Raw genomic sequence first — 10,653 nt, forward strand, 5'->3', positions numbered from 1 at the left:
CCGCCGCTGCCGTCAATATGATCGGCGACGATCATGTTTTCCTGGCCGCGAGCGAGGGGGTCGCTGAATGCGACATGTCGCGCGACGTGAGCTTCTGCGCCCACGCGATCAATCAAGATGATGTCATGGTCGTCGAGGACGCCGCGCACGACCCCCGCTTTCACGACAATCCGCTCGTCAAGGCCGGGCTGGTCCGCTTCTATGCCGGTGTGGCGCTGAAATCGCCATCGGGGCATGCGCTCGGCGCGCTGTGCGTGCTCGACGGATCACCCCATGCCGCCTTCGCGCTCGCCGACCGCCGTCGCCTCAAGGATCTGGCAGCGCTCGTTTCGGATCGCCTCGAACTCCGTCGTCTGGAAACGCAGGCAGCCGCACAGCCGAGCCGGTTCGAGGCAAGTGCGGCAACCTCGCCCAACGCCGTCATCTGCTTCGGCACCGACGCGCGGGTCACGGCCTGGAACCTCGCCGCCGCCGCGATGTTCGGGCATAGCGAGGCTGAGATGGTGGGCGAATCGATCGACCGCATCATCGATGAGCGCGACCACCCGCTCGTGAATGCAGCGATTGCACGCGTGATCGGCGGCGGCACGCCGCTTGCCGAGGCGACCCCGCTTACCGGGGTGCGCGCGTCGGGCGAGCGCTTTCCAGGCGAAATCCACTGGTCCCATTGGCACGAAGGCGGCGTGCTGCATTTCGGGACGATCGTCCGCGACATGACCGAGGTGCGCCGCGAGCATGAGGCGCTTTACCGGCTCGCCAATTATGACAGCCTGACCGGCCTCCCCAACCTCAACCTGCTCCGGACCCGCATTGCCGAAATAATCACCGCGACGCCGCTCGCGATCCTCGTCGCCGACCTGGGTGGATTCGCCGACATCAACAATACGCTCGGCCATGCTGCCGGCGATGCTGTCCTCGCCCAGATCGCCGGGCGGCTTGAAGAGATCGGCGGCGGCCTCGATTTCGTCGCTCGGATCGGCGGTGCCGCCTTCGCGCTGCTCGCCGACAGCCACGACCCGCTTGCGCTGGATGCGCTCGCCGACCGGATTCTTTCCGCCATCGCGGTGCCGATCCATGTCGACGGGCATGAGGTGCGCCTCGCGGGCAACATCGGTATCGCCGTCGCACCGGCCCATGGAACGAGCGATGCCGAACTGATCGGCAGCGCGGAACTTGCGCTGTTTCAGTCGCGCCAGCGCGGTCCGGGCACATCCTTTCATTTCATTCCAAACCTGCGGGCGGAAGCCGTAGCCCGGCGCATGTATGATGCCGAACTCCATCGTGCGTTCGAACGACAGGAATTCCGGCTCTTCTATCAGCCGCAAGTGCGGCTTGCCGATCACTCACTTGCCGGCGCCGAAGCGCTCATTCGCTGGAAGCATCCGACGCGCGGCCTTCTGCCGCCATCGGCCTTTCTTCCCGCGCTCGACGCCGGTGTCCTTGCCGCCCCGGTCGGCGCCTGGGTGCTCGACGAGGCGTGCAGGCAGGCGGCGGCCTGGCGAAAGATCGATCCCGCCTTCCGAATGGGCGTCAACCTGTCGGCCGCCCAGTTCCGGCGAGGGGATCTGGTGGAGATCGTCGCTGCGGCGTTGCAACGATATACGCTCGCCGCGGACGCGCTCGAGCTCGAGATCACCGAAAATATCGTGCTTCACGAAGACGAGGATATCGCCAAGCATCTGGAAGAGCTGCGCGCGCTCGGGGTTTCCCTGTCCTTTGACGATTTCGGAACCGGGTTTGCCTCGCTCAATCTTCTGCGCGAGATCCCGGTCACGCATATCAAGATCGACAAGAGCTTCACCTTCCTCATGCGCAGCTCGGAACGCGATCGCGTGATCGTGACCGGCGTGCTCGAAATGGCGCGTCGTCTCGGCACCGGCGTCATCGCCGAGGGGGTGGAGAAGGAGGAAGATGCCGCGTTTCTGCGCTCCTATGGATGCGAAGAAGCGCAAGGCTATTGGTTCGGCGAGCCCGTCACGGCCGCCGTGTTCGAGGAACTTTATCTCGGCAATGCGGTTGCCGCTGCAGTTTAAAGCGCGCGGCTCAATCGACCGCGAAGCGCCTGCGCCATTCCCTCAACTGATCGACAGGAACGCCGTCACCGTCAGCCGCCCCGCGCGCGGGTCGGCGGACAGCGCAGCGCCCGGCGAAATCGCGCCGCTGTGGAGGTTGCTGCTGCGATAGAGCAGCGCGCGATTATCGCGTGCCTCGGCGACATGGGTGCAGGCGAAGAGCGGGGTGTCGCCCGCGACATAGGCGGGCGGCGGCGGGCCGCGATGGCGCAGTTCGGTGTCGAGCTGGCGGAAATAAAGCTCGCGGCGGTCCTCGGTCACGGTCTCGAAGCCGGTCGCGCGGTGACGGAAAAAGGCGGTGCCGTCGCCGCCGTCCGGCGACAGATAATGGATGAAGGCGATGCGGTCGGGGGTGAAGGCGTCGACATGCGGCAGGCGCTGCGCGATGTTCAATGCTTCGACCGGCGTGGTGACGATCGAGAAGCTCGCGTCGATGACGTCGATCGGACCGCTGCGCCCGAACGCCGCGGCCGCCGCCGCGGCGATCGCCGGCAGCCGCGCCGCGAAATATCCCGTGGGCAGCGCGGCGCGGATGCCGGGATAATGGTGGAGCGCAGCCTCGAACGCCGCCGTCGCGGCGAAATCGCGCAGCGCGCCGGGGTCGGGGGCGAAATCGTCGAGGATGCAAAGCGGCTGCGCCTCCTCGCCGATCGCCGCGACTTGCAGCGCCGCCGCCATCAGCGGCGCGGGGGGCGGAGCCGCGCCAGCCGCGCCGCGATCCGGTCGCCGAGCCGCGTGCCGCGCAGCGCGGTCCAGCCGATGTCGCCCGCGATATAGAAGAGCGCGATGACGAAGAGGATCAGCGCATAGGCCATCACCGTCTCGGTCGCGTGCATGATCTGGGGTCCGGTCAGCTCGACGCCGGGCAGGCCCAGATAGTCGAGCGTCACGGGCTTTGCATTTTCGCCGGCGCTGGTGCCGCCGATCGCGGTGTCGCCGATCCAGTAGATCATCTGCCCCGCGCCGAAGACCCCGGTGCCGCCGAGCAGGATGTTGAGCTGCGTCTCGCGCCGCGCCGCCGCCTTGTCGGCATCGGCCTGGTGGCGTCGCTGCAGGTCGCTCGCATGGTCCTCGAGGCTCGCGACTGCGAGCGCGAGCGCGTCCTTCTTGCGCTTGGTGCCGCGCAGCTCCTCGAGCTTGGCGAAGACGTCGCGTTCGGTGTCGTAGCGAAAGGGGTTCGCGTAGCGGAAGCGTTCATACTCGCGATAATCGGCGAGCTTGGCCTGGTTGATCGCGGTTTCGGCCTTGTCGAAATCGTCGCGCCCGCTCAGCGGTTCGTCGTCGTCCAGCCGCTCGGCCGCCGCGCTCATCGGGCCGACGGGGCGGCGTTCGCCCCTGGCGACATGCCATTCGATCCGCTCGATCCGCGCCATGCTCTTCGCCTCATGCTCGCGCGCGAGGAACTCGTTGTGCAGCGACATTGCGTGGATCAGAAAGGCATAGGGACAGGTGCCGATATAGTCGTTGCCCGTCTCGAGGCTGCGGCTCTTCGGCACATAGCTGATCATCGCGCGGTGGTTGGCGTAACGGACGAAGAAACGCTCGTCGGACTGTTCGCTGCTGTCGGGATAGATGGGGTCGATGCTGTCGAGGATCTCCGACGTATCCTGGTTCATGAAATCGATGATATTCTGGTTGAACCCGGCGAGGAACAGATAGTCGATGCAGTCGGTCCGACGCGCTTCGAACGCCGGGATCTTGGCGAGCGAGGTCTGCGATTCGACCGACCCGTCGGCGCGATATTCGACCCATTCGGCGCCGTCGGTGCGGATCGCCTCGGACAAGGCCTCGACGTTGGCAAAGGCGCCGCCGTCGACGCGGCGCAGATTCGGCCGCTCGCCGCCGATCCACTCGGCATAGTCGGGCCGCGCCGTCACCCAGTCCCAGAATTTGGCGTCGAGCTGGACCACGCCATTGCCCTTCGACGCCTTGTCGACGCGCGCGGCGAGTTCGTCCTGATAGGGCTGGTAACAGGGTTCCTGCACCATCGCCTTGCGCGCTGCGCTCTCGCCCGACGCGGGGTCGAGCGGCATCAGCCGTTTGAAGAAACGCTCGTCGTGGATCAGGAACATGAAGCGCGACTTGGGTACCTTCAGCCCCGGCACCTCGATGAACGGCACCTTGTCGATCAATATATCGTCCAGTTCGGCCATCGGGGTCGTTCCCGTCACCGTCGCCAGCCGGTCGAGCAGCGCCTTGCCGTCCTCGAGCAATTGCGCGCGCACGAACGGCCAGAAGCGTTCGGCCTTGCCGCGTGCGCCGCGCACGGCGATGTCGTCGAGCGGCGCGATCCCCAGATCGGCGTCGAACACCGACGCCTCGCCGCCGTGGCGCGCGTCGAGCTCGAACTCCTTGGGCGCCGCGAGCTTTTGCAGCAGCGACAGGAAATAATAGGTCGCGGGGTCGTAGCCGCCCTCGTCGCCGGCGGTGGCGAGCGAGGCATAATGATGGCTGAAGCTCATGTGATAGCTGAGCGCACCATTGTTGTGCGCGAGCCAAAAGCGGCGAAAGCGCACCGCGCGATCGTCCTTCAGCCCCGGCGGCGCGGCGCGATAGCGCAGCCCCTCGGTCGACCAGGAGATCGCGGGCGGCAACTTGAAGACCAGCCGTTCGTGGCGGCGGATCGCCTTGTCGGCGGCCTTGCGCCGCGCGCGCTCGCCCGCCGGGGTTGCGGCATGGTCGCCCGCGGGGGCGTCGACCGCGGCGAGCAGATGCTCCTGCACCTCGCCCTGGACCTCGCGGTCGGCGATGTCGTTGAACAGCGGATCGATCGCGTTGCGCAGCATCACCGAAGGCAAATGCGCGCGCTGCACCGCGCCGAACTGGCCGTGCGCGACGGGCTTGCCCTTTTGCCCGACCGCCTCGGCGACGCGGTCGGGGTCGATATAGAGCGACAGCGTCCAATAGAGCGTACCCGACCGCGCGCTTTCAAAGCCCTGCGCGTCGCGCCAGTCGCCCCGCACCGCCATCGGCTATGCCTCCCCCGCCGCCGCGGCGGCGAGCGCGCGGAAGCTGTCATGGTCCGCGACCGGACGCCCGCTGCGCATCCAGTCGATCGCCGGCTCCATCGGCAGCAGCGCCACCGGCGCGCCCCGCGCCGCCAGTTCGGCAAGCTGCGCCGCTGCGACCCCGCCCGGCGCTTCCTCTTCGCCCTTGCGCACCGAAATGCCGAAGAAGCTTTCGAGATGGTCGTGGAGCAGCCCGGCATCGACCGCCGCGCCCGGATAATCGACCGCGGCATAGATCAGGCCATCGTCGGGCTGCTGCGTCGCCGACAGCGCGGGCTGGACATAGGGGAAATCGACGATGCGCGTGCCGACGCGCGCCCAGATCGCCAGCCGGTCGACCTGGTCGGTCCCCGAATGCGCGGTGTCGGCGGCATATTCCTCGGCGGTCAGCCGCAGCGGGTCATTCTGCTCGATGAAGATCGCGGGTGCGGGGCCCGCGGGATCGAGGCCGAGCGCGATCAGCGCGAGTTGCCGCACCGCGCCGAGGATGACGCGCAGCATCCCGCGCCCGCGCGCGGCTTCCTCGACATAGACATAGTTGAGCGCGATCGCCGCCGGGGGCAGGTGGGCACCACGGTCGATCGCGGTGGCGAGGAAGTTGGCGCCGCCGAGCAGCGTCCCGGCTTCGTCCTCAAAGACCGCGACCAGCTCGCTGTGCGTGCGGCCATAGGCGTGACGATGGCTGCCATTGAGCGCCAGGCACGCTTCGAACCCGTCCAGTTCCTCGCGCTCGTCGGGCAGCACGAAGGCGCGGTCGTAACCCGAAAAGAAACGCGCCAGAACTCGCGACGCCGGATCGTCCGACGCCGTGACGCCGACGCCGCCAGGCAAATCCAGCCTTATCAGTCGATTGTCCAACCCGCCCGTCATGCCCCGACTGTGCCATGCGACCCCCGCCGCCGCAAGGCGGCCGCAGCGGGCGTTGCCGCGCGCGGCGGCGTCAGCCGGTCCGGGTCAGCCGTTCGGCGAGAAAGTCGACGAAGACGCGCACCCGCGCGGGCGTGTTCGCGCCGCCGGCAAAGACCGCATGCACCGCCTCGACATCGCCGGGATTATAATCCTCGAGGATCGGTATCAGTGCGCCGCGTGCCAGTTCCTCGGCAACGCCGAAGGTGCCGACGCGCGCGATGCCGACGCCCATCGCGGCGAGCTGGCCCAGCGTCTCGCCATTGTTCGCCTCGATATTGCCCTGCACCGCCAGCGCATAGTCGCGCGCACCGTCGCGGAACGGCCACACAGGTTCGGCGCGGCGGAAGTTGAAGTTCAGGCAATTATGCGCGTGCAGATCCTCGGGCACGCGCGGCGTGCCATGGCGTTCCAGATAGGCGGGGGCGGCGACGATGATGCGGCGATTCTCGCCCAGCTTGCGCGCGGTGAGCGGGCTGTCGGCGAGCGGGCCGAAGCGGATCGCAACATCGGCCTGGCCGCCCGCGACATCGACGATCCGGTCGGCGAGGCTGATGTCGACCAATATATGCGGATAAAGCGCCACGAATTCGCCGATCAGCGGCACGATCGCCAGCCGTCCGTGCGCCTGCGCCGCGCTCACCCGCAGCCGCCCGCGCGGGGCGCCCTGGTCGGCGATCGCCTGCTCGGCATCGCCGAGGTCGGACAGGATACGCCGCGCCGCACGCAGATAAGCCTCGCCCTCGGCGGTCAGCGCCAGCGCGCGCGTCGAGCGCAGCAGCAGCCGTACCCCCAGCCGCGCCTCGATCGCCGACACGATGCGGCTGACCGCCGAGGGCGACAGGCCGAGCAGGCGGGCTGCGGCCGAAAAGCTGCCCTGTTCGATGGCGGTGGCAAAAATCTCCATCTCGCCGGTGCGGTTGGCGCGGGTTCGGTCCATCTTTGCATCTGGCGCACAAATCTTTGGCGCGATCAAGCTCTAAACGGCGGGATTATCCGCCCCCATCTGTGCGCCTTGCATAAAATATGGGCAGGACACAGGGTCATGAAGGTCAATTTTCCGCTTCGCGCGCTCGCCACCGGGGCGTTCGGCATCGGCATCACCGAATTTGCGCCAATGGGGTTGCTCCCCGACATGGCCGAAGGACTCGGCGTATCGATCCCCGCCGCGGGGCTGCTCGTGTCGGCCTATGCGCTCGGCGTGCTGCTCGGCGCCCCGCTGATGACGCTCACCACCGCGCGGATGAACCGGCGCACGCTGCTGATCGCGCTGATGGGCATCTTCACCCTCGGCAATTTCCTGTCGGCGATCGCCGCCGACTACACGACGCTGATGGCGGCGCGCGTCATTACCTCGCTCAACCATGGCGCCTTTTTCGGGGTCGGCTCGGTCGTCGCGGCGGGCATCGTGCCGCCCGAAAAGCGCGCGAGCGCGGTCGCGGCGATGTTCATGGGGCTGACCCTCGCCAATGTCGTCGGGGTGCCGCTGGCACCGTGGATCGGCGAAAGCTTCGGCTGGCGCACCGCCTTCGGCGCGATCGCGATCTGGGGCCTCGTCACCATGGCGGCGCTGCGTTTCGCGCTGCCCGATCTCAAGGATATGGCGGGCGGCGACATGCTCGCCGAACTTGGCGTGCTGCGCCGCCGCGCCGTGCTCGTCGCGCTCGCGCTGACCGCAATCGGCTCGGCCGCCATGTTCACCGTCTTCACCTATATCGCGCCGATCCTGCGCGAGGCGACGGGGGCGGACACGCTTTATGTCACCGCGATGCTCGTCATCTACGGGCTCGGCCTGACGCTCGGCAACTGGCTCGGCGGGCTCTTCGCCGACCGTTCGATCGACCGCACGCTGATCGTCTCGCTCGCCGGGCTGGCCGCGACCTTGCTGGTCTTTGCGATCACCATGGCATCGCCGCTGGCCGCGCCGATCACCATCTTCGTCTGGGGCGTCGCGACCTTTGCGATCGTGCCGCCGCTGCAGATGCGCGTGATGGAGGCCGCATCCGACGCGCCGAATCTCGCCTCGGCGGTCAATATCGGCGCCTTCAACCTCGGCAATGCGATCGGTGCGGCAGCCGGCGGCGCAGTGATCGGGCTCGGTTTCGACTATCCGGTCGTCTCGGTCGCGGGCGCGGCGATGGCGCTTGCGGGGCTCGCCATCGTGCTGACAACGCGAAACAAGGCCCCGGCGGCTGCGCTTTGCGCTTGATCGAAAATTTCGATCAAAGCACCGGAGTTTTTCACTTTCCGCACTGCAACATATGTGGCTAGGGGGGCCTTCCAACAACAAAGGAAGGCTCTCCATGTCCGTTCTGAACACCACCCTGAAACCCTTCAACGCAACCGCCTATAAGGACGGCAAGTTCGTCGACATCAGCGACGAGAGCGTGAAGGGCAAATGGGCCGTCTTCTTCTTCTACCCGGCCGACTTCACCTTCGTCTGCCCGACCGAACTCGAGGATCTCGCCGACATCTACCCGACGCTCCAGAAGATGGACGTCGAGGTTTATGCCGTGTCGACCGACACGCATTTCAGCCACAAGGCCTGGCACGACACCTCGCCGGCGATCGGCAAGATCAACTATTACATGGTCGGCGATCAGAACCACAATCTGTCGAAGAACTTCGAAGTCCTGCGTGAAGGCGTCGGCCTCGCCGATCGCGGCACCTTCGTCCTCGACCCGCAGGGGGAAATCCAGCTGCTCGAAATCACCCCCGAGGGTGTGGGCCGCAACGCCGCCGAACTGCTCCGCAAGATCAAGGCGCTGCAATATTGGGTCAGCCACCCGGGCGAAGTCTGCCCCGCGAAGTGGGAAGAGGGCGCCGAAACGCTCGCGCCCTCGCTCGACCTCGTCGGCAAGATCTAAGTCTGCCTGACATATTGCCGGAGGGGCGGCGGCACGATCGCCGCCCCCCGGTTTCTCTCCCCCTCTCGCAGGAGCTCTCCCCATGCTCGACGCCAATCTGAAGCAGCAGCTTCAAGGCCTCCTCACGAATCTTCGTGAACCGATCGAACTGATCTCGTCGCTCGGCGACGATGCCAAATCGGCCGAGCTGGCGACCCTGCTCGACGACATTGCCGCGCTCTCGGACAAGGTCAGCGTGACGCAGGCCGACGATGATGCGCGCCGCCCCAGCTTCCTGATCCGCCGCGCGAGCGACGCGCAAGTCGCGGTGCGTTTCGCGGGCATCCCGATGGGGCATGAATTCACCTCGCTCGTCCTCGCGCTGCTCCAGGTCGGCGGCCACCCGCCGAAGGTCGCGCCCGAGGTGCTTGAGCAAGTCGCCGCGCTCGACGGCGACTATCATTTCGAAACCTATTTCTCGCTGTCGTGCCAGAATTGCCCCGACATCGTGCAAGCGCTCAATCTGATGTCGGTCGTCAACCCGCGCATCACTCACACTGCGATCGACGGCGGGCTGTTCCAGGCCGAGGTCGAGGAGCGCAAGATCATGGCGGTGCCGACGATCTTTTTGAATGGCGAGAATTTCGGCCAGGGCCGGATGGAGCTCGAACAGATCCTCGCGAAGCTCGACAGCGGCGCCGAAGCGAAAGCCGCCGAGAAAATAGCGGCCAAGGACGCCTTCGACGTGCTCGTCGTCGGCGGCGGCCCCGCCGGCGCTGCGGCCGCGATCTACGCCGCGCGCAAGGGCATCCGGACCGGTATCGCCGCCGAACGTTTCGGCGGGCAGGTGCTCGACACGATGGCGATCGAGAATTTCATCTCGGTCCAGCACACCGAAGGCCCGAAGCTCGTCGCGCAGCTCGAACAGCATGTGAAGGATTATGATGTCGACATCATGAACCTCCAGCGCGCCGAAAAGCTGATCCCCGCGAAGGTCGAGGGCGGCCTGCACGAGGTGAAGCTCGCGAGCGGCGCGTCGCTCAAGGCGCGCACCGTGATCCTCTCGACCGGCGCGCGCTGGCGCCAGCTCGGCGTGCCGGGCGAGGATGAATATCGCAACAAGGGCGTGGCGTACTGCCCGCACTGCGACGGCCCGCTCTACAAGGGCAAGCGCGTCGCGGTGATCGGCGGCGGCAACAGCGGCGTCGAGGCGGCGATCGACCTTGCGGGCCTCGTCGCGCATGTGACGCTGATCGAATATGACAGCGAACTGCGCGCCGACGCGGTGCTGCAGCGCAAGCTCGCCAGCCTGCCCAACGTCAAGATCATCACTTCGGCGCTGACCACCGAAGTGCTCGGCGATGGCGAGAAGGTGACGGGCCTCAGCTACAAGGACCGCAACAGGGACGAACTGCACCAGATCGAACTCGAAGGCATCTTCGTCCAGATCGGCCTTGTCCCCAATACCGAATGGCTGAAGGAAGCCGTCGCGCTGTCGCGCCACGGCGAGATCGAGGTCGATCATCGCGGCGAGACGAGCCAGAAGGGCGTCTTCGCGGCGGGCGACTGCACGACGGTGCCGTACAAGCAGATCGTCATCGCGATGGGCGAAGGCTCGAAGGCGGCGCTGTCGGCGTTCGATTATATGATCCGCCTGCCGGCTGAAGCGGAAGCCGAGGCGGCGTAAACCCAAATCCTCCCTGTGGCGAAGCCATGGGGAGGATTGCCTTCTTTCGTCACCCCGGACTTGATCCGGGGTCCCGCTTTCGACCAGGATGAGCGGGACCCCGGATCAAGTCCGGGGTGACGACGGTGTTTATG

The 10,653-nt window shown here is 66.8% G+C and carries 8 protein-coding genes; 4 read left to right on the forward strand and 4 right to left on the reverse strand.

The window, feature by feature from the left end; translation table 11 throughout:
- Positions 1–2,033 (forward strand): bifunctional diguanylate cyclase/phosphodiesterase (locus B1A78_RS17715; RefSeq protein ID WP_077148238.1); only part of this gene is annotated, 2,033 nt, incomplete at its 5' end.
- A 42-nt stretch (positions 2,034–2,075) separates the two neighbouring features.
- Here the strand turns inward: B1A78_RS17715 and B1A78_RS17720 are convergent.
- The 4 genes from B1A78_RS17720 to B1A78_RS17735 form a co-directional block, all read right to left on the reverse strand.
- Entirely contained in the window at positions 2,076–2,750 is a 675-nt protein-coding gene (locus B1A78_RS17720) for a DUF6445 family protein (RefSeq protein WP_077148239.1), read from the reverse strand.
- The gene (locus B1A78_RS17725) at positions 2,750–5,041 is read right to left on the reverse strand and encodes a hypothetical protein (RefSeq protein ID WP_077148240.1); all 2,292 of its coding nucleotides are present in this window, start codon (positions 5,039–5,041) and stop codon (positions 2,750–2,752) included. The genes B1A78_RS17720 and B1A78_RS17725 overlap by 1 nt, the downstream gene beginning before the upstream one ends.
- Positions 5,042–5,044: 3 nt before the next feature.
- Complete coding sequence (locus tag B1A78_RS17730; protein WP_144037889.1) at positions 5,045–5,950, reverse strand: hypothetical protein; 906 nt, start codon at positions 5,948–5,950, stop codon at positions 5,045–5,047.
- Between the two features lie 70 nt (positions 5,951–6,020).
- Entirely contained in the window at positions 6,021–6,926 is a 906-nt protein-coding gene (locus B1A78_RS17735; protein WP_077148242.1) for a LysR family transcriptional regulator, read from the reverse strand.
- A 105-nt stretch (positions 6,927–7,031) separates the two neighbouring features.
- Here B1A78_RS17735 and B1A78_RS17740 point away from each other — a divergent pair, with 105 nt between their 5' ends.
- The 3 genes from B1A78_RS17740 to ahpF all read left to right on the forward strand — a co-directional run bounded on the left by B1A78_RS17740 (position 7,032) and on the right by ahpF (position 10,519).
- Entirely contained in the window at positions 7,032–8,195 is a 1,164-nt protein-coding gene (locus B1A78_RS17740; protein WP_077148243.1) for an MFS transporter, read from the forward strand.
- Positions 8,196–8,289: 94 nt separating this feature from the next.
- Positions 8,290–8,853 carry an alkyl hydroperoxide reductase subunit C gene (ahpC, locus tag B1A78_RS17745; protein WP_077148244.1) on the forward strand — a complete coding sequence of 188 codons (564 nt, stop codon included), beginning with the start codon at positions 8,290–8,292 and terminating at the stop codon, positions 8,851–8,853.
- An 82-nt stretch (positions 8,854–8,935) separates the two neighbouring features.
- Positions 8,936–10,519 carry an alkyl hydroperoxide reductase subunit F gene (gene ahpF / locus B1A78_RS17750; protein WP_077148245.1) on the forward strand — a complete coding sequence of 528 codons (1,584 nt, stop codon included), beginning with the start codon at positions 8,936–8,938 and terminating at the stop codon, positions 10,517–10,519.
- The last annotated feature ends 134 nt before the right edge of the window (positions 10,520–10,653 follow it).

This window comes from Sphingopyxis sp. KK2 (assembly GCF_001990265.1).
Lineage (GTDB): Bacteria > Pseudomonadota > Alphaproteobacteria > Sphingomonadales > Sphingomonadaceae > Sphingopyxis.

Bases quoted from the DNA above. Each gene is read 5' to 3' on its own strand.
- B1A78_RS17720 (WP_077148239.1), bottom strand. From the start codon at position 2,750: ATGGCGGCGGCGCTGCAAGTCGCGGCGATCGGCGAGGAGGCGCAGCCG.
- B1A78_RS17725 (WP_077148240.1), bottom strand. From the start codon at position 5,041: ATGGCGGTGCGGGGCGACTGGCGCGACGCGCAGGGCTTTGAAAGCGCG.
- B1A78_RS17730 (WP_144037889.1), bottom strand. From the start codon at position 5,950: ATGACGGGCGGGTTGGACAATCGACTGATAAGGCTGGATTTGCCTGGC.
- B1A78_RS17735 (WP_077148242.1), bottom strand. From the start codon at position 6,926: ATGGACCGAACCCGCGCCAACCGCACCGGCGAGATGGAGATTTTTGCC.
- B1A78_RS17740 (WP_077148243.1), top strand. From the start codon at position 7,032: ATGAAGGTCAATTTTCCGCTTCGCGCGCTCGCCACCGGGGCGTTCGGC.
- ahpC (WP_077148244.1), top strand. From the start codon at position 8,290: ATGTCCGTTCTGAACACCACCCTGAAACCCTTCAACGCAACCGCCTAT.
- ahpF (WP_077148245.1), top strand. From the start codon at position 8,936: ATGCTCGACGCCAATCTGAAGCAGCAGCTTCAAGGCCTCCTCACGAAT.